Origin of the sequence: Amycolatopsis sp. NPDC049868, assembly GCF_044461365.1 — a bacterium.
Taxonomy (GTDB): Bacteria; Actinomycetota; Actinomycetes; order Mycobacteriales; family Pseudonocardiaceae; genus Amycolatopsis.
In genome coordinates this window covers 662243-681473 of the sequence record NZ_JBITKV010000002.1, presented here as the reverse complement: position 1 = coordinate 681473, position 19231 = coordinate 662243, and the positions used below count along the sequence as shown (strand labels likewise).

Annotated in this window: 15 protein-coding genes; 6 read left to right on the top strand and 9 right to left on the bottom strand. The window is 67.9% G+C overall.

Annotated features, from left to right (window positions below):
* Positions 1-2 precede the first annotated feature (2 nt).
* The 5 genes from ACIBTM_RS11400 to ACIBTM_RS11380 all read right to left on the bottom strand — a co-directional run bounded on the left by ACIBTM_RS11400 (position 3) and on the right by ACIBTM_RS11380 (position 5840).
* The gene (locus tag ACIBTM_RS11400) at positions 3-422 is read right to left on the bottom strand and encodes a roadblock/LC7 domain-containing protein (RefSeq protein WP_005156190.1); all 420 of its coding nucleotides are present in this window, start codon (positions 420-422) and stop codon (positions 3-5) included.
* 428 nt (positions 423-850) lie between these two features.
* The gene (locus ACIBTM_RS11395; RefSeq protein WP_007033392.1) at positions 851-1459 is read right to left on the bottom strand and encodes an ATP/GTP-binding protein; all 609 of its coding nucleotides are present in this window, start codon (positions 1457-1459) and stop codon (positions 851-853) included.
* Positions 1440-2225, bottom strand: coding sequence for a DUF742 domain-containing protein (locus ACIBTM_RS11390; protein ID WP_378371744.1), 786 nt, complete (start codon positions 2223-2225; stop codon positions 1440-1442). Before ACIBTM_RS11390 ends, ACIBTM_RS11395 begins: the two co-directional genes overlap by 20 nt.
* Positions 2226-2250: 25 nt before the next feature.
* Positions 2251-2709, bottom strand: a complete 459-nt coding sequence (locus ACIBTM_RS11385; protein ID WP_085939650.1) for a roadblock/LC7 domain-containing protein — start codon at positions 2707-2709, stop codon at positions 2251-2253.
* 20 nt (positions 2710-2729) lie between these two features.
* Positions 2730-5840 carry a nitrate- and nitrite sensing domain-containing protein gene (locus ACIBTM_RS11380; RefSeq protein WP_395876384.1) on the bottom strand — a complete coding sequence of 1037 codons (3111 nt, stop codon included), beginning with the start codon at positions 5838-5840 and terminating at the stop codon, positions 2730-2732.
* A gap of 649 nt (positions 5841-6489) precedes the next feature.
* On the opposite strand from ACIBTM_RS11380, the gene ACIBTM_RS11375 reads away from it, so the two are divergent.
* The 5 genes from ACIBTM_RS11375 (at position 6490) to ACIBTM_RS11355 (ending at position 11442) form a co-directional block, all read left to right on the top strand.
* Positions 6490-7521, top strand: a complete 1032-nt coding sequence (locus tag ACIBTM_RS11375; protein ID WP_395876383.1) for an ABC transporter substrate-binding protein — start codon at positions 6490-6492, stop codon at positions 7519-7521.
* A 307-nt stretch (positions 7522-7828) separates the two neighbouring features.
* Positions 7829-8773, top strand: coding sequence for an ABC transporter substrate-binding protein (locus tag ACIBTM_RS11370; protein WP_395876784.1), 945 nt, complete (start codon positions 7829-7831; stop codon positions 8771-8773).
* Between the two features lie 8 nt (positions 8774-8781).
* Positions 8782-9552 carry an ABC transporter permease gene (locus tag ACIBTM_RS11365; protein ID WP_395876382.1) on the top strand — a complete coding sequence of 257 codons (771 nt, stop codon included), beginning with the start codon at positions 8782-8784 and terminating at the stop codon, positions 9550-9552.
* Positions 9549-10382 carry an ABC transporter permease gene (locus ACIBTM_RS11360; RefSeq protein ID WP_395876381.1) on the top strand — a complete coding sequence of 278 codons (834 nt, stop codon included), beginning with the start codon at positions 9549-9551 and terminating at the stop codon, positions 10380-10382. The genes ACIBTM_RS11365 and ACIBTM_RS11360 overlap by 4 nt, the downstream gene beginning before the upstream one ends.
* A 190-nt stretch (positions 10383-10572) precedes the next feature.
* Entirely contained in the window at positions 10573-11442 is an 870-nt protein-coding gene (locus ACIBTM_RS11355) for an ABC transporter ATP-binding protein (RefSeq protein ID WP_395876380.1), read from the top strand.
* A 916-nt stretch (positions 11443-12358) separates the two neighbouring features.
* Here the strand turns inward: ACIBTM_RS11355 and mdlC are convergent.
* The 3 genes from mdlC to ACIBTM_RS11340 all read right to left on the bottom strand — a co-directional run bounded on the left by mdlC (position 12359) and on the right by ACIBTM_RS11340 (position 17418).
* The gene (mdlC, locus tag ACIBTM_RS11350) at positions 12359-13942 is read right to left on the bottom strand and encodes a benzoylformate decarboxylase (RefSeq protein ID WP_395876379.1); all 1584 of its coding nucleotides are present in this window, start codon (positions 13940-13942) and stop codon (positions 12359-12361) included.
* Between the two features lie 88 nt (positions 13943-14030).
* Positions 14031-14708: a copper homeostasis protein CutC gene (locus ACIBTM_RS11345; RefSeq protein ID WP_395876378.1), complete on the bottom strand. Its 678-nt coding sequence runs from the start codon at positions 14706-14708 to the stop codon at positions 14031-14033.
* A 16-nt stretch (positions 14709-14724) separates the two neighbouring features.
* Entirely contained in the window at positions 14725-17418 is a 2694-nt protein-coding gene (locus ACIBTM_RS11340; RefSeq protein ID WP_395876377.1) for a nitrate- and nitrite sensing domain-containing protein, read from the bottom strand.
* Positions 17419-17609: 191 nt separating this feature from the next.
* On the opposite strand from ACIBTM_RS11340, the gene ACIBTM_RS11335 reads away from it, so the two are divergent.
* Positions 17610-18569: an ABC transporter substrate-binding protein gene (locus ACIBTM_RS11335; RefSeq protein WP_395876376.1), complete on the top strand. Its 960-nt coding sequence runs from the start codon at positions 17610-17612 to the stop codon at positions 18567-18569.
* On the opposite strand, the gene ACIBTM_RS11330 is transcribed toward ACIBTM_RS11335, so the two are convergent.
* The gene (locus ACIBTM_RS11330) at positions 18566-19201 is read right to left on the bottom strand and encodes a hypothetical protein (RefSeq protein WP_395876375.1); all 636 of its coding nucleotides are present in this window, start codon (positions 19199-19201) and stop codon (positions 18566-18568) included. The two genes, ACIBTM_RS11335 and ACIBTM_RS11330, sit on opposite strands and share 4 nt — an antisense overlap.
* Between the last annotated feature and the right edge of the window lie 30 nt (positions 19202-19231).

Sequence of the window (19231 nt, the reverse complement as noted above, 5' to 3'; positions counted from 1 at the left end):
GGTCACCCACGTACGCCACCCTGCAGTTGTGCCCGCAGCTCGGGGGTGATCTGCTGGCCGACCCGCTCGACGAGCAGCGTCATCTCGTAGGCCACGGTGCCGATGTCACACGTCGGCGCGGCCAGCACGGCGAGTGACGAGCCGTCGGCGACCGACATGAGGAAGAGGTAGCCGCGTTCCATCTCGACGACGGTCTGGTTGACCCCGCCCGCGTCGAAGCAGCGGGCCGCGCCGGCGGTGAGGCTGATCAGCCCGGAGGCGACCGCGGAGAGCTGTTCGGCCCGTTCCTGCGGCAGCCCGTCCGACGGCGCGAGGAGAAGCCCGTCCGCGGAGACCAGCACGGCGTGTGCCGCACCGGGAACCCGGCGCGCGAAATCCGTGATGAGCCAGCCGAACGAGCTTTGCTGCCCGGATGCCGTCACAAGTCCCTCCTCGCTGCGTCAAGACCACCTGGGCGGCGTGGTCCGGGCGTCTCCCGCCGACCAGCACCGATCCTGGTACCGGCGAGCCGAAAGACGCCTCCACCCAGCGTATTCGTCCCGCCGATCGTGTCGAGCCCGCCACCCGGCCGACGTCGTTAACCGAACGTAAACGTCCAGCCGCTCACCGCGTCGACCCATCGCGAACCACGCATTCGTGGGTCACCCTGTGGTGGCCTGGCGCGACCAGGTGTGAACCGGCGTCCGCGCAGGTCACCGGCGTTCCGACCACTCGATCGGGTGCCACCGGCGCCGGATCGCGTGGAAGGGGTCGCCTCGCGTTCGATCCGACCGGTGACGCCACTCCCCGAAGCGGGTGAAGCCTGCCGAGTTCACCCCAACGGCCGCATCCGCCCCGGGCTTTTGTCCCTTTACCCCGCGCGCAACGCCGAATCGTGTGCGATGGCGTGCTGCACGACCGAGATCAACACCTGCTTGGCGGACTCACGTTCCCGGGCGTCACAGGCCATGATCGGCACGGACGGTGAGATCGTCAGCGCGTGCCGGACGTCCTCGATCTGGTGGTGCAGCAGCCGGTCGAAGCAGTTGATCGCCACGACGTACGGCAGCTTCCGGTTCTCGAAGAAGTCGATCGAGGGGAACGCGTCGGCGAGCCGCCGCGTGTCGACCAGCACGACGGCACCGATGGCGCCGACCGCGAGGTCGTCCCACATGAACCAGAACCGGTGCTGGCCCGGCGTACCGAACACGTACAGCACCAGGTCCGAGTCCAGCGAAATCCGGCCGAAGTCCATGGCCACGGTCGTCGTCGACTTGTTCGGGGTGGCCGAATTGTCGTCGACGCCGGTACTGGCCTCGGTCATCATGGCCTCGGTGGTCAGCGGATCGATCTCCGAAACCGCTCCGACCAGCGTGGTCTTCCCCGAGCCGAATCCGCCAGCGACCACGATCTTGGCCGACGAAGTCGGTCCGGTCACCTGCGGCGCATTCGCGTCGGAGTCAAATTCTCCGAAGCCCACTGAGCACCCTCTCCATGAACTCGATACTCGGCCGGTCACCCACGTTCTGGCTGGCGCTGTGCACCAGGACCAGACCGAGGCCGGCCACGTCTCCGATCAGCACCCGGACCACGCCGAGCGGCAGGCGCAACAGCGCCGCGACTTCGGCGACGGACCGGGTGTCCAGGCAAAGGTCGCAGATCGACCGGTGTTCGGGGACGCGTACCCGGTCGAGCACACGTCCCTGTTCGCTGGTCGAGATCAACGCCTCGATGGCAAGGTCGTACGTCGGCTTGGTCCGTCCCCGCGTGCGGAAGTACGGCCGGACCAGGCCGGAGGATTCGACGTCGGTGGTGTACTGCTCGTCGACGAACTCGTTCTGCGCCTGCTGCGGCAAGGCCGCGGCGAGCGGGTCGGCGGCGGCCGCCGCCGCCCGGCGCTCCTCCTCCTTGTCGAAGGAGAACTTGGCGAACTCGCCCGAGTCGTACAGCGGACCGCTGCCACCACCGAACAGTTCCGCCCCGGGGCCGCCGAGGAGGCGTTCCCGGTAGTCCGAGACGCTGAAATCGGCGGGTCCCTGACCCGCGTTCGAATCGGTCAGCCAGCGGGAGGCCTCGTCCGGGGACACGGGGTCGTTGTCCGACCCCTGTGCCCGTCGCGATCGCCATTCGCGGTCGACCCGGTCCCGGAAGGACGTCCAGTCCTCCCGGCCGTCGTCTCGTTCCGACCACCCGCCGGAGAAGTCGTCACCGAGCCGGCCATCGCCCCTCAAGCGCCCGTCGTCCACGGCATTCTCCTCGGTTCCCGGTCGCTCAGCGGCGGACCGACGCGCCCTGCAGCTGCGCGCGCATCTCCGGTGTCAGCTGTTGCCCCACCCGTTCCACCAGCAGGGTCATCTCGTAGACGACCAGGCCGATGTCGCTCTCCGGCGATCCGAGGACCGCCAGGCAAGAACCGTCGGACACCGACATCAGGAAGAGGAAGCCGTTGGCCATCTCGACCACCGTCTGCGCGACCGTGCCGCCCTCGAACACCTTCGCCGCACCGCGCGCGAGGCTCGTGAGCCCCGACGCGACCGCGGCCAGCTGATCGGCCCTGTCCTTGGGAAGTCCCTTCGAGGATGCCAGCAGCAAACCGTCCGCCGACACCACCACGGCATGCGCCGCGCCCGGGACCCGGTGCACGAAATCCGTGATCAGCCAGGCAAAGCTGCTCGTGTGTCCTTTACCCTGCGCCTGGCCGCCAGGCTGCGCCGGACCACCCGGCTGCATCGCACCCGCCCGTGTCACTGTCACTCCTTACTGCTGTCATCGGCAGAGGTATCCCTGCCGGTCACCGGAACGCCGTTGTCATCCAGCGCATCGAGCGGGCGTTCCTTCAACGCGTGCCGTCCCGACGTGTAGCCCTTCTGGAAGCTTGCCATCCGACTCCGCGCCGCCGTCGCCGAGCGGGCGATCGCGCCCGTGCCCGGCATTCCGGAGGTCTTGTCGGCGAACGAGTCTTCCTTCTTCGGCTCGTTCCCGCCGATCGAGCCGGGGACGAGGTACTGGTTCGGCACCCGTTTGGGCAGGCCCGCCGGGGTGATCTCGTCGTTCCGGTCTTCGTACAGGACCTGCGCCGCCTGCCAGCCGTCGTCCGACGCGCTGCGCCAGCCATTGTCCTGGAGCACCGTCTCCGGCGGAACACTCTGCGGTGTCCGAGTGGGCAATGCCTCCCCGGAAGTGTCCTCGACCGCGGGCTCCGCCGCTTCGGCGCCACCGCTGGGGGTCCGCACGGGCAGCTCGGACCCGACCGGCTCGGTGTAGGTCGTCGGGGTGTCGCCCCCGGCCTCGTCGCCTTCGCTGAACCAGCGCGAGAGCACCGACTGGTAGATCGGCAGCCGCCGGGTGGGGACGTCGTCATCGAGCGCCGACTTGCCCGCGTCCGAAGGCTGGCTGGTCTCTTCAGGCTTGTTCTGCGGCTCGACCGGCGTGTACTTCGGCTCCCGCTTCGGCAGCACCAGCGACGCGAACTGGGTCTCGGTGCCGCTGGAGGCGCCGTCGCCGTTCGTTTGCGTGATGTCTTCGGCCGTCGGCCACGCCGGGGTCTCTTCGACGGGGGCCGCGGGGCTGAGGAACGGACCGGCCGCGTTCTTGCCCGCGACCAGGTCGTCGAGGCTGATCGGCTGGTCGAGCGGGACGAGCCCGCCCTGCTGCGCGACCGGTTGCGGAGCCGGCGGCTTCGACGGCGGCGGCGGGGTCATCTCCAGGCCGCGGTCGGAGGCGGGGATGTTCGGCAGCGAGGTCGACATCTCGGACACCGACGGCATCGAAGGTATCGACGTTTCCGAGCGGTTCGCCGGCGGCGGGGTGTTGCGCGCCCCTGGCCGCATCTGCGTGAGCAGCTCGGCGGGCACGACGACCCGCGCGATCACGCCGCCCTCGATGTCCTCGTTCTCCCGGAGCCGGACCTCGATGCCGTGGCGGCGCGCCAGGCGCGCGACCACGTACAGGCCCATCCGCCGGGTCACCGAGACGTCCAGGTCCGGCGGGTCGGCCAGGCGCTGGTTGACCTCGGCGAGCCGCTCCTCGGTCATGCCGACACCGTGGTCGGTGACCTGGATGGCGAGTGCCTTCTTACGGGTGATCACCGCGCGGACGGTCACCTTCGTCTCCGGCTCGGAGAAGTAGGTGGCGTTGTCCAGCAGTTCCGCGAGCACGTGCACGAGGTCGTGGATCGTCAGGCCCTGGACGGCGACCTCGGGGACGATCCCGATCTCGATCCGGGCGTACTGCTCGATCTCCGAGACCGCGGCGCCGATGACGTCGGCGGCGGGCACCGGCTTGGGCACCGACTTCGCGAGACCGGCGCCCGAGAGCACCAGGAGACTTTCACCGTTGCGGCGCAGCCGCGTGGCGAGGTGGTCCAGTTCGAACAGGCTGGCCAAGTGGTCCGGGTCCTGCTCGTCGGCCTCCAGCCGGTCGATCACGCCCAGCTGGCGTTCCACCAGCCGCTGCGACCGGCGGGACAGGTTCACGAAGATGCCGTTGACGTTCTCGCGCAGGAGGGCCTGCTCGGCGGCCATCTTGACGGCCTGTTCGTGGACGACGTCGAACGAACGCGCCACTTCACCGATCTCGTCACGCGAAGTGACGGGCACCGGCTCGACCGACCGCTTCGAGGCGTTGACCGGGTCCGGGTCGTCCAGGATCGCTTGCACGGTTTCCGGCAGTCGTGTGTAGGCCACGTCGAGCGCCGTCTTCCGCAGCACCCGCAGCGGGCGCAGCATCAGGCGGGCGATGACGAGCATCAGGAACAGCGCCGCGAGCAGGGCCAGCAGCACGACCGCGCCGCCGATCCAGGCCGAGTTGATCGCGTCGGTGGCCAGGCCGTCGGCCTGTGCCCGCAGCTGGCCGAGCAGGTTGGTCTCGACCGCGCGCAGCTTGTCCAGCGCGACCCGGCTGTCGTTGCCGAGCGCGACGTTGTCGATCGCCGGCGGCTCGTTCTGCTGGTGCAGCGAGAACGCCATCGTGGTGATGCGGCGCCGGTCGTCGACCTCGGGACCGGAGAAGGTGTCCGAATAAAGCTGCCGCTGTTCGGGGCTGGCGTTGTTGATGAAGGCCGCCGTCGAGGCGTCACCGCTCGCGACCGCCGAGCGGGCCTGGTCGAACAGGTCGCCGGGGAAGCCGGAGCGGAAGGAGGCGATCAGCAGCGCCGCGTCACCGCGGGCGATGAACTCCTTGCTCTCACTGATGGCCTGCACGGTGACGCCGAGCCGGAGCACGTCGCGGTTGGCCACCGCGGTGGCCACCTCGCGGCCGAGCTGGACCAGCGAGTCGAGGATGCCGGAGTAGGCGATGAGGATCGGGGTGTCGCCCAGCAGCGAGGTGTTCATCGCGCCGCGCAGGGGGCGCAGGGCGTCGAGCCGCTGGAGACCACGCGAATAGCGGTCCCTCGTGTCCTGGTCGTCCGGATTGATCTGGTTCGCCGAGGCACGCAGGTCGTCGACCGCGCGGTCGACCTTGGCGATCTGCGCGTCGAGACCGTTCTGGCGCGACGGGTCACCGGAGGCGATCTTGGCGACGGCGAGCGCGCGTTCGCTCTGCAGCTCGTGCACCACGAGGGTGATCTTGTCGGCGAACGCGACCTGGTCGGCCGTGTCCTGGAACCGAGCCGCTTCGCTGCTGTCGTCGATCACGCGGAGCGTGCCGAGCGCGAGCGCGGTCAGCGTCGGGATGATCAGGACGGCCGCGAGCTTCGATCGCAGACGCCAGTTACGCAGGCCCAGGAACGACCCTGCCTTCCCACCAGGACCGTCTCCGGTTTCCCGCGCAGGGGTCCCTCCCACCCCCGCGGTGTCTTCGTTCGGCACCGCCGCACCACCATCATCTTCATTCGGGCCGGGAAAGCCCATTTTGGACATGCCGTTCTGCTGCTGCCTGGGTCGGTTGTCGGAGACCACTACCCGCACGCTCCTGCCACCCGGCAGGGAGACGTTGGACGCGAGTGCTCACTCTGACGAATGAGGAAGTCGTCTTTGACGCAGTCTCTCAAGTGCACTTGGCCGAAATCCCGCCTGACGTCATTGGTCTATTCGGCCTAACCCGCCAGTGCGCGGGCGCGCACCAGTGAAGCACGGTCGTGTCCGACATCAGGATCGCGTTCGACACAGAGTGCCTTGCACCTCGGGAAAGGTCCAGAGCGTTCGGCCATCCAAGGCACTCTCTTTCACTACATCAGTGGTCCACACCTCACTACCGGTGCATGAGGGTAGCGAACGGGCGGCCCAGATGTAACCCTTCGGTCAAGACATACGAGAAGGCCCCGGACGGCCCTTGACCCGTCGGCGCTCAGTTGTCAACAAGTCCCCGGCGCGAACACGCCCAGTTGTGTTCACTTCTGACAAACAACCTGTTCGGGTGATCGTTACCACTTGGGATCATGGGATGACCACCCATTGTGAGCACAGTGTGTGTTCTCTACAGTGGGCCCGTGACTCGACAAAGAGTCACTTCCGAATTCCACATCAGGCCACGTCATCACGTGGCCTCCCCCTCGATCAGGAGCACCACTTGCTTTCGAAGAAGGCCTTGAGCGCCCGCCTCGGGCGGCCGTCTCGTGGAATGGCGAGGGCGATCGCATTCGCGATGGCGGCCGTCGTCACGACGTCGGTCGGTGGCTGCGGCCTGCTCGGCGGTGACGATTCGTCCTCTTCCGGCGGCTCGGGGAACCTCGAGAAGTCGAAGATCAAGGTCGCCGTGATGTCGACCATCGACCTGGCCCCGCTGCGCCTCGCCCAGGACGGCGGCTACTTCAAGAACGAGGGTCTCGACGTCGAGGCCGTCGAGGCGGGCACCGGCCAGATCTCGCTGACCAAGCTGATCGGCGGCGAGGTCGACATCGCGTACGCGAGCTACACGCCGTTCTTCATCGCGATGAGCAAGAACACCGCCGACATCAAGCTGGTCGCGGACGCCTCCTCCGCCGGTCCGAAGAGCACGATGCTGGTCACCCTGCCGACGTCTTCAGTGAAGAGCGTCAGCGACCTGGCGGGCAAGAAGATCGGCATCACCGCGCCGAACACCGTCTCGGACACCCTGTCCAAATCGGTCATGAAGGACCACGGCGTCGACGCCAGCAAGGTCCAGTGGGTGCCGATCCAGCTGCCGAACGTCGGCGCCGCGCTCAAGAACGGCGACATCGACGCCGGCTTCCTGACCGAGCCGTTCATCACCCAGACCGCGAAGCAGGCGGGCACCGTCCCGGTCGTGGACACCGCCACCGGCGCCACCCAGGACTTCCCCACCGCGGGCTACGGCTCGCTCGGCAAGTTCGTGTCGGAGAACCCGAAGACCGTGGCCGCCTTCCAGCGCGCCATGCAGAAGGCCACCCGGGACGCGGCGGACCGCTCCAAGATCGAGCCGCTGCTGGTCAAGTACGCCAAGATCGACCAGGACACCGCCGCGCTGACCACGCTGCTGACCTTCCAGTCCACCCTGGACCCCCGCCGCATCCAGCGGGTCCCGGATCTGCTCCTGCAGATGGGCGCGATCCCGACCAAGATCGACGTCGGCCCGATGATCGCGGCGCAGGCCACCAGTTGACGACGCGGCATTACTTCTAATAGTCACATTTCTCGGAAATTGATCACTGAAAGTAATGATGTCCAAGCGGGTGATCAGGTGATCGGGCGAATGGCCTAAAATGATCACCCGCTCACGACACCCATTGTGAGCAGGTGGGCAAATCTCTAAGGTGACCGCGTGCCTGGCGGAATGAAGCCACGACACGGATGAAAAAACCCAACGGTGATTCATTGTTTCCGAGGAGCTGGCTTTGTTTCGAAACGCCATGAGCAGGAGCAGCGCACGTAGAGGACGGAGTGCCGTCGGCGTCGCCCTGAGCGCGCTCATGCTGGCCACGTTGGGCGCCTGTGGCGCGCTCGGCGGCGAGGACACGTCCAAGGCGTCGGGTGGCGACGGTGGGCTGGAGAAGACGAAGATCAAGGTGGCCCTGCTGCCCGTCGTCGACCTCGCGCCGCTGCGGCTGGCGCAGGAAGGCGGCTACTTCAAGGCCGAAGGTCTCGAGGTCGAAGCGGTCGACGCGCCCAGCGGCCAGCAGGCGATGACCAAGATGATCGGCGGCGAGGTCGACATCGCCTTCTCCACCTACATGCCGTTCTTCGTGGCGAAGAGCAAGGGCGCGGCCGACATCAGGCTCGTCGCCGACGCGGTTTCGGCCAGCCCCAAGAGCAACGCGGTCGTCACGGTGCCGAACTCCACGGTCAAGACGATCAACGACCTCGCGGGCAAGAAGATCGCGATCACCGACAAGAACACCGCCTCCCACCTGCTCACCGTCTCGGTGATGAAGGACCACGGCGTGGACACCAGCAAGGTCCAGTGGATGCCCATGCAGCTGCCGAACATCGCCGCGGCGCTCTCGTCGGGCCAGGTCGACGCGGGCTACCTGCCCGAGCCGTTCCTGACCCAGGCCTCCAAGGTCGTCGGCGCGACCCCGGTCGTCGACATCTCGACCGGCGCCACCCAGGACTTCCCCCTGGCCGGCTTCGGCGCGCTCGGGTCCTTCGTGGACAAGAACCCCAAGACCCTGGCCGCGTTCCAGCGCGCTCTGGGCAAGGCCGTGCGCGACTCGGCCGACCGCTCCAAGATCGAACCCCTCATCGTCAAGTACGCCAAGGTCGACGCGGAAACCGCTTCACTGCTCACGCTGCCGACGTTCGGGTCCACTCTGGACGCCCGTCGCCTGCAGCGGGTACCGGACTTGCTGCTGCAGACCGGAGTGATCGGGGCCAAGCTCGACGCCGCTCCGATGCTCGCCCCTCAAGCTGGATAAAGGTAAAGGTGCCACGACTTCTCCGTGCCCTTGCCGGTCTGGCCGGTTTCTTCCTCGTCTGGGAAGTGATCGTCCAGGCCGGCCTGGTCCGTAAAGAGTTCCTCCCCCCGCCGTCCGTCGTCCTCGTGACGATCTTCGAACAGTTCGGCGAGACCCAGTTCATCCGGGACCTGATCGCTACGTTCCTCGCGTGGGCGATCGCCCTGCTGATCGCGGTCGCCATCGCGGTACCCGCCGGCCTGCTGCTGGGCAGCATCCCCGGCCTGCGTACCGCGACCGCGGTGGTCATCGAGTTCCTGCGGCCGATCCCCGCCGTCGCGCTGATCCCGCTGGTGCTCCTGCTGATCGGCGGCGGCCCCGAGGCGAAGATCACGCTCGCCGTGTACGCGTCGTTGTGGCCCATCATGTTCAACACGATCTACGCCCTCGGCGAGATCGACCCCGTGCTGCTGGAGACCGCGAAGGCCTGCGGTACGAGCAAGTTCCGGACGATGACGTCGGTGGCGCTGCCGCATACCGCGCCGTTCGTGTTCACCGGGGTCCGGCTGTCCGCCAACATCGCGCTGATCGCGGTGGTCAGTACCGAATTCCTCGCCGGGGCCAAACTCGGCATCGGCAACTTCATCATGCAGGCCAGCACCGGCTCCACCAGGTTCGACCTCGTGCTCGCCGGCACCGTGGTGGTCGGCGCGCTCGGCTTCCTCATCAACGGCGGGCTCGAGATGATCGGCAGGCGGGCGTTCCGCTGGAGCACGGTCGACCGGGAGGCGGTCTCGTGACGACCCTCACGCTGACCAGCCGCGTCGGCAAGCGCGTGGGCCGGGGTATCGGCATCCTGGTCCGCAACTGGCTGCTCTTCTTCGCCCTGCTCGGGATCTGGGAGCTCGCGACCCGGCTCGCGGAAAGCCCGTTCTTCCCGCCGCCGACCGAGATCCTGAACGCCTCGGTGAAACTGTGGTTCACCGGTCCGGCCTCGCAGCTGTTCCTGACCGACACGGTGTTCGACAACGTCCTCCCGAGCCTCGGCCGGACGCTCGGCGGCTGGCTGCTGGCCGGTGCGTTCGGTGTCGCGCTGGGTGTCCTCCTGGGACGGTCCAAGCACGGGATGGACTACGTCGGACCGCTTTTCGCGTTCTTCCGCTCGGTCCCGCCGCCCGCGCTGATCCCGGTGTTCATCGTCCTTTTCGGACTCGGACCGGGGATGCAGACCGGGTCGATCATCTTCGGCGCGATCTGGCCGGTGCTGCTCAACACCGTGGACGGCGTCCGGTCGGTGGACCAGGTGAAGATCGACACCGCGAAGTCGTTCCGGACGCCCCGGTCGTACTGGGTGCGGTCGATCGTGCTGCCCGCCGCCGGGCCGAAGATCTTCGCCGGCCTGCGGCTGAGCCTGTCCATCTCCCTGCTGCTGATGGTGATCTCGGAACTGGTCGGCTCCTACAACGGCATCGGCCGGTCCCTGATGGACGCCCAGCAGGCGTTCGACTTCCCGCTCATGTGGTCGTGGCTGGTCCTGCTCGGACTGCTCGGCTTCGGGTTCAACGCGGCCTTCCTCGCGGTGGAGCAGAGAGTGCTTCGCTGGCAGCCCACCCGCAACGGCCGTATCTAGTTCGGCTGGACAGCGGAGCAGAGGGATGCAGAGGAAATCAGCCACAGGTTCGAAGCCGCCCCGGCCGCAGGCCCCGCTATCGCGGTGGCGGGGCGCCGGACCGCGCAACTCGACAAGCGTCACGAACGAGCGCCCTGCCGACGTCGATCGCGGTCGCGGCTTCGCCTCAAGGACACGAAGGGTCAGCAAGATGTCAACCATGCTCGAAGTCTCCGGGCTGAACCACCGGTACGGCGCGGGAGAAAAGGCGCACATCGCGGTCAACGACCTGTCGTTCACCGTCGAAGCGGGGCAGCTCGCGAGCATCGTCGGCCCGTCGGGCTGCGGCAAGTCCACGCTCCTGCGCTGTATCGCCGGGCTGATCAAGCCGACGTCCGGCCGCGTCAGCCTGCACGGCGACGACGTCTCCGGCGTACCGGAGGATCTGGCCGTGGTGTTCCAGGACTACAGCCGCTCGCTGTTCCCCTGGCTCTCGGTCGCGAAGAACGTCGAGTTCCCCTTGCGGTGGCGGAACTTGAGTCGCGCGGAGCGCCGGACGCGGGCGCAGGAGGCGCTGGAGTCGGTCGGCCTGTCCGGGGTCGGCTCGAAGTTCCCGTGGCAGCTCTCGGGCGGTATGCAGCAGCGTGTGTCGATCGCGCGGGCGCTGGCCAGCCGGCCCGCCCTGCTGCTGATGGACGAGCCGTTCGCGTCCGTCGACGCGCAGACGCGGTTCGAACTCGAAGACTTGACGCGGCGCGTGCAGCGCGAGAACGGGAGCACGGTCCTCGTCGTCACGCACGACATCGACGAGAGCGTCTACCTGTCGGACCGGGTGCTGGTGCTGTCGAAGTCGCCCGCGAAGATCGTCGCGGACCTGCCGGTGGGGCTGCCCGCGGAGCGGGACCAGATCACCACGCGCGAGTCCGCCGAGTTCGTGACGCTGCGCGGTGAGGTCGCGCGGCTGCTGCACGGTGGCGCTCCGGAAGCCGCCGCGGCCGCTTCGGACGCGGCCGAGTACGAGCTGGCGCAGCAGGAGGAGGCAGCTGCCGACGCAGAGCCGGAATCCCACATCCGGAACTGAACTCCGAGCACACAGAACAAAGTTTGCCCGAATCTGCAAGTAGGCGGATTCGGGCAAACTTCTATGACACATATATTATGTATCTGAATGCAGCAATACCCCATATTTCATCAAACAACCCACTCAGGAATGCTATTCACATCCGATTGAATCGGAGTTCACCCATCCTTCAGCGCCATTCCAAACAGCTTTTTGGTAGTACTGGTTACCGACCCACTGTCCGCCACCAGGCATCCACAGTTGGGTACCTTGCACCAGAGTGGCGATCGCACCCGAACCCGGCGACCGCCAAAAGACTCCGTACGCTCCTGAGATGTAACACCAACCACCGTCCATCGAATGCTTCACCGCAGCACGCGAAACACTGCTGCTCACCGAATTACCCTGACCAACTGAGGCATTCGCAGCGTTGGTTGCCAGCAGAGAAAAAGCAGGAACAGCCACGAGAGCAAACGCAGTCCGCGCAATCCGCCTTTTGGAGTTCAAAGATATTCCCCTCACAATACCTAACGGTCCAGCCATTCGATCTTGCACTCGCAGCGTACGGCGAGACATCAGACCGTGTCCATGAACAGATAGTTATTCACTCCCTTGGAGCAGCTAGCACTCAACTCGTACCGCTGCGCACTACCTGAGAAATCCGACTGCGCGAGCAACCCGAATTTCGCCACCCCAACCAGGACCGAAGACGAATACCTCGACCAAAAGCGATACTACGACGATATACGTCGTAAAAGCTGACGGCTTCCACGCATTCAGGCGAAGCACATTGCACACTTTCATCGTTTGGCTGATCACCCTCGAAAGGGCATTATTCGCGACCCGCCCACGCTTCAAGGTCCCTTCATTGCAACTAGCGCAATGAAGGGACCTTGAAGCGGACTCTGGGGCCTCAAGGAGGCCATCACCGGTTTCGTCAGTACAGCGTGCGCGGGTTCGCGTCGATGCGGACGTGCACCAGATGCGGCCGCTCGTCCGGCAGCGCGGCTTCCAGCGCCGGCTTGAGGTCCTCGGCCTTCTCCACGACCGACGTGTTCAGCCCCAGGCTCTTCGCCAGCGCGGGGAAATCGATGCCGCCGAGGTCGACGCCCGGTACCTTCTCGCCGCCCGCCGCCTCGCCGAGGATGCGCACGGCGGCGTACTGCGAGTTGTCGAAGATCACGAACGTCACCGGCAGGTTGTGCTGCGCCGCCGTCCACAGTGCCTGGACGCAGTACATGCTCGACCCGTCGCCGAGGATCGCGACGACCTTGCGGTCCGGGCGGGCCAGCGCGGCACCGACGGCGGCCGGGAGACCGTAGCCGAGGGTGCCGCTGGCGACGGTGAGGAAGCCGGTGTCGGTGGACTTGATCGGCAAGTGGTCGTGCAGGTCGTTGCGGTGACTCGGGGTCTCTTCGACGACGATCGCGTCGTCCGGCAGGACTTCGGACATCACGGAGTAGGCGAAGGCCGGGGTGATCGGCGTGACCGCGGCGGGCTTTTCCAGCCGGGTACGGGGTTTCGGCGCTTCCCGCGGCGCGGCGCGGTCCAGCAGCGCGCGGATCGCGAGCTTCGGCGTCGCGCGGATGCCGGTGCCTTCCGCCGCCCTGGCGAGGATCTGCTCGTCGTCGCTGACCAGGAACAGCGGCGGCAGCGCGGTTTCCGACTCGCCCCGGTACACGTGGTAGGTGAACGCCGGGGCGCCGATGACGACCACGAGATCGTGCTCCACCAGCGCGCTCGCGAGCGCTTTCCGTTCCGGCTGAAGGAATCCGAAGAACTGCGGGTGGTCCTCGGGGAAGGAGCAGCGCGCCCCCATCGGCGGCGCCCAGACCCCGGCACCGACCTTCTCGGCCAACGCGACGACGTCCGGCACGGCGCCTTCACCGTCGATACTGGGGCCGGCCACGATCGCCGGGCGCTCGGCGGCGTCCAAGGCCGACACCAGTTCGTCCAAAGCGGACGGATCGGGCGCGAAACCGCGGATCTGCGGCCTGGAGACGACCGGCTTCGTGGTCTCGACGTCCCAGTCGTCCACGGGCACCGAGACGAACACCGGCCCCATGGGCGCCTGCGTCGCGATGTGATACGCCCGCGCCAGCGCCGCCGGGACGTCCTCCGCCCTGGCGGGCTCGCAGCTCCACTTCACGTACGGCTTGGGGAAGTTCGCCGCCTCGACGGCGCCGAGGAAGGGATCGTCCGGCAGCAGCGACCTGGTCTGCTGACCGGCGAGGATGATCAGCGGGGCGTTGTTGCGGTACGCGGTGAAGATATGCCCGAGCGCGTGACCGACCCCGCCGGCGGAGTGCAGGTTCACCAGCGCCGCCTGCCTGCTCGCGCGGGCGTACCCGTCGGCCATCGCGACGACGGACGCCTCGTGGAGCGCGAGCACGTAGGTGAAGTCGTCGGGCCACTCCGTGAGGAAGGCGATCTCGGTCGTTCCGGGATTGCCGAAAACGGTGGTCAGGCCCAGATCGCGCAACAGTTCCCTGGTCGCGTCACGTACGGTGCGGGTAGCCATGGCCCCACGCTATCTGGTCGATACCGGATGGTTGAAGATGCAACCTCGTATCACCGTGCGTGGTCTGGACCTGACCCGGCGCGCAGGCCTACTCCTTGACCAGCGCCACCCATTCGCGCACGGCGGCGACGTCCACATCGGACTCCCAGCCGCCCGGCCGGACCGCGCCGCCGACGTGGAACGCGCCGACCCCGCCCGCCCGCAGCAGGTGCACCTGCTGCGCGCGCAGGCCGCCGCCGACAAGGAGCCGCGGCCCGTCTTCACGCCGCGCGAGCCGCTGCAGCACGGAAAGGCCGTGCGCCACGCCGTGCGGATGCCCGGCCGCGAGCACCGTGTCGCAGCCGAGCGCGGTCAGCTGGTCGTAGGCGCGCAACGGGTCCCGCGCGCGGTCGATGGCCCGGTGGAAGGTCCACGGCAGCCCGTCGAGTTCCTTGACCAGGGTCTCGCAGGCCTCGACGTCGATCTCGCTTTCCAGGTCCAGGAAACCGAAGACGAACTCGCGCGCGCCCGCGTCGATCAGGCGCACGGTGTCCGCGCGCAGCCCGTCGAGGTCACCGGCGGCGAAGGACATGTTGTCGCGCAGCATGACGCGCACCGGGAGATCGGTGGCGGCGAGTACGTCGCGCAGGGTCTCGACCGACGGCGTGAGACCGTCGCTGGCCATGTCGCTGACCAGTTCGAGGCGATCGGCCCCGCCCTCCTGTGCGCGCTCCGCGTCCACCGCGGTCAGCGCGATCACTTCCAGCAGGCCGGTTTTCGAACTCATGGACCTTCCAATTCGCTTAAGCCGAGGGGTTGTCGTCACCCCTGGCGTGGCGACCGCGCCGGAAACCGCCTTGCAGGCTGGTCATCCGTTCGCGGACCGCTTCGGGGGAAAGTGAGAGTATCGGCCTCTCCCCTCGCGGCTTTTCCGGCCTGTCGTCCTGCGACCGGGCCTCGGGAACGACGGCGGGCAGCACCGGCCAGGTCTCCTCCGCGCCGTCCTCCTGTTCCAGTTCGGCGGGCGTCGGCCAAGCGGGCTCGGGCTCCGGCGCCTTTTCTTCCGGCACCAGAGCCTTCGGTTCCAGCGGCTTCAGCGTCGGCTCGGTCGGCTCGTCCGGATCCTCCGCGGGCGCCTCGGGCACGGCGTTCTTCACCGGTTCGAATGACGGCAAGGAGGGCGGACCGGGTTCGGCGGGCGAAGGCCCTTCGCGCGGGCCTCCGTGGTCGAACCACTGCGAAAGCACGCTCTGGTACTTGGGCATCCGCTCGGTCGGCGAGTCCAGTTCGAGATGGTTGACGGCGTCGTCGTCCGAAGACGGCCACTCCGGCGGGGTCTCGCGCTCGACCACGGGAGCGCGCCGCAGCGGCCCGGGGTCCAGCACGGGCGCGAACCGCGATTCCTCCGCGCTCTCCTGGGGTTCGGGCAGCGGCGGGACTTCCAGCGGCGGTTCGGGTTCCGGTTCCGGCGCGACGGTGACGGTGACGGGCGGGGGTTCCGGCAGCGGGGCGGGCCGGGGCGCTTCGACGATGAGTTCGGCGGGCACGACGACCACCGCGGTGATCCCGCCGCCGTCGGCGGACCGCAGGCGGACGTCGATATGGTGCCGGACGGCCAGTGTCGCGACCACGAACAGGCCCATCCGCCGGGACACCTCGACGTCGACGTCCGGCGGGTTCGCCAGCCGCGTGTTGGTCCGGTCGATCTCCGCCTGCGGCATCCCGGCGCCGTGGTCGGTGATCTCGATCTGCCATTCGCCGCGGTCGGTCTCGTGCCCCTCGACCTGCACCATCGTGCTCTGATCCGAATAGCGGGTCGCGTTCTCCAGCAGCTCGGAGACCACGTGCACGAGGTCGTTGACGGCCTCGCCACGCACCGCGATCCGCGGCGCCGCACCGAGTTCGATCCGCTGGTAGTGCTCGACCTCCGACAGCGCGGCGCCGATGATCTCGTCGGCGACCACGGCGCCGCCGTCTTCACGGACGACGTCGGTTCCGGAGAGCACCAGCAGGTTTTCGCTGTTGCGGCGCATCCGGGTCGCGAGGTGGTCGAGCTCGAAGAGACCGGCGAGGGTGTCGGGATCCTGTTCGTCGGCCTCCATGCGGTCCAATACGGACAGCTGCCGTTCGACGAGATCCTGGCTCCGCTGCGACAGGTTCACGAACATCGCGTTGATGTTCTCCCGCAGCATGGCCTGCTCGCCCGCGAGCCGGACGGCCTCGCCGTGCACCGCGTCGAACGCGCGCGCCACCTGGCCGAGTTCCTCGCGGCTGAACACCGGGACCGGCGCGACGGCCAGCCGCCGCCGCAGGTTCTCCGGCTGCGGTTCGGGATCGCTGAGCAGTCCTTCGACGGCCGCCGGGAGCTGGTGCTCGGCGACCTGGAGCGCGCTGCGGCGCAGGATCCGCAACGGCCGCAGCAGCGACCGCGCGATGATCACCGAAAGCACGCCGGCGACGATCAGGACGGCGAGCACGATGCCGCCGTCCCAGATCGCGGACGTCCTCGCGCGCGCCGCGAGGGCGTCGGTGCGTTCCTGGAGCTGGACGAGCAGCGCCTGCTGCACCTGATGCGCCAGATTGACCGTGTACGTGGCCGAGGTGTCCCACTGGTTCGGGTCCAGCCCGCCGAGTCCCTGATCGTTCTCGGCGCGGATGAGCGCCGATTCCACCATGTCGTTGCCGATGTCGACGATCAGGCCGATGACCGTGTCGTCGTACATCCGCTGCTGTTCCGGCGTCGCGAAGGTGCGGTAGTCGCTGCGGGCGGCGGCGAGTTCGGCCTCCGCGCCGAGCAGCGCGCGGGTCCGGTCCCGGTTGAGCCCGCCCTGCGCGAGCGCGGCCGCCATGATCGCGCGTTTGACCGACATCTGATCCTTGACCCGCGCGAGCGCGTTGCCCGCGAGGCGGAGCTTCCCCAGATCCGGGTCGGAGACGTCGGCCGCGGTGGCGTCGCTGATGTCGAGCAGGCCGGAGATCAGCTCGCTGTAGGAACGCAGCACCGCGTCGGCGGGAAAAGCGGAGTGTTCCGCGGAAAAGCGGAGTCCGGTCAGCACGCGCAGGCGGTCGCTGGTCTGCTGCAGGCTCGTCGCGGCCTTGTCGCCGAGCCTGCTCTTGCTCTCGCCGAGTGTGCGGTCGAACTTGCCGATGGCCTCGTCGGCACGCTTGCGCTGCTCGGTCAATTCGGAGAGGTCACCCTTGCGGTCGCCCGCGACGAACCGGACGGTGAGGTCGCGTTCGCGCTGAAGCTGGTGCACGGCTTCGGCGACGGTGCTGTCGACCCGGCCGCGGGTGGCGAATTCGGCCAGCTGCCGCGCGTCCCGCAGATCCGAGTCGACCCGGAGGCCGACGAGGGCCACCACCGCGAGCGCGGGAATCAGGAGTACCACGAAGAGTTTGGTACGCAGGTGCCAGTTCCGCAGCCGCCAGCGGCCGCCGACACGAGGATGCCGTTCCGCCGCGTCGCCCCCATGGGGACGCTTGTCGCGACGGGCCACCTGGTTTCCTTTTCCCACCACGGGACCCTTTCCCATGGCTGACGTCGGGGACGAGAGCCCGAACCTACTGTAGAGTAACAAGGTTCGAGAACGATCGAAAGCCGCGCCATCGGGCGTCTCCCGCAGGCGATCGTATGGGGCACGGACCATACGATCCAGAAGGAGGAGCACATTCTCTCGGTAGGTGAGCGGTGACGAAGATGCGCGTCTTGGCGATTCCGCTGGTAGCGGCCCTGCTGGCGACCGCCGGTTGCGGAGTGTTTTCGGGTGGTGACGCAAGCACCGACGCGCCACTCGAACGGACGGAACTTCGCGTCGGCGTCGGAAGCCCCATCGACACGGCGCCCTTGCGGGTCGCCGTCGCCGACGGGAGGTTCACCGCGGCAGGCCTTTCCGTGACCCTCGTCGAAGTTCCCGCCGACCAGGCGATCGGCAAACTCACCGCCGGCGAGATCGACCTGGCGTTCGCCAGCGACGTGTCGATCTTCCGCGCCGCCGCGGCCGGAACGGCCCTGCAACTGCAGGGCGAGGCCTACACCGCCGGCCGCAACACCATGGCGCTCGTCACACTCCCCGGCTCCGACTACACCGAACCGACGCTCAAGAAGGCGCCGAAGATCGCGGTGAACATGCTCGACGACGTCGGCGTGCTGGCGGCCCGGTCGGTGCTGGCGACCGCGGGTGTCGACGTGAACCGGATCCAGTTCAAGCAGAACCCCTTCGACCGGATGCCGCAGGCGTTGCAGGCGGGCGAGGTCGACGCCGCGTGGATGGTCGAGCCGTACATCACCAGGGCCGAGAAGGAACTCGGGGCGAGCATCCTCGCCGACGGCGCCCGCGGCGCGACCCTGGACTTCCCGATGTCGTCCTACGTATCGATGGGCGCTTTCGGCCAGGCCAACGCCCGCACGCTCGCGGTGTTCCGGAAGGTGCTCGGCGAAGCGCAGGTGCGAGCGGCCGACCCGGCCGTCGTCCGCGACGCGCTGCCGTCGTTCTCCGACATCGACCGGACCACGGCTTCGCTGATCTCACTCGGGACGTACCCGGTCTCCCTCAACGGCATCCGGCTTCAGCGCGTCGCCGACCTGATGCACAATTCGGGCATTCTCGGCGCCCGGCTCGACGTGCAGTCGATGGTGGCGCGCCCCTAAATGTTCTCCCCGGTCGGCCTGAGACACACGGTGCGCTCGGGCGGCCCGGTGTAGTGCAGGGCGGTGTCTTCCGACGAACAGGCGGCCTCCGACGATCCCCGCGTGACGACCGCCCGCGCCTCCGCGCTGATGTCGGTGCAGCGGACCTTCGCGATCCGCGTCTCGTGCACGACGTCGCGCAGGCAATCCCCGGTCTCGACGTTCAGCGCGAGACAGAGTGTCTTCTTGGCCGTCCGGCTGGACGAAGCCCCGTACAGCTCGAACTGGATGTAGTCCGCGTCGCGGCAGTCGGACGAACCCGTCCTCACCTCGTCGATGCGGAAGGTCGCGCGACTCGAACTGCAACTGGCCGTCGTGTAGCTCTGGTTGCCGCCCGCCTCGTCGGTCAGGTACAGGCACTTGCCCGCCTCGACCGTGGCGAAACTGCTCGACTGCGAGATCCCCCAGGCGGCCAGGCTCCCCAAGCCCAGCGCGAGGACCACACCCAGCACGATCGAGACCCTGGCCGGCACGCTCAGCGGTGCCGGTTTCGGGAACGGCGTCGGCGGCGCCACCTCCGGCATCGGGGGCAGGGGCGCGGGCGCGTTGAACGGGTCGTACTCGGGCGTCCCGCCGGTCGGTGTAGTCGTCAAGGTCCCCTCCAGTCACCTTCCGTACATCCT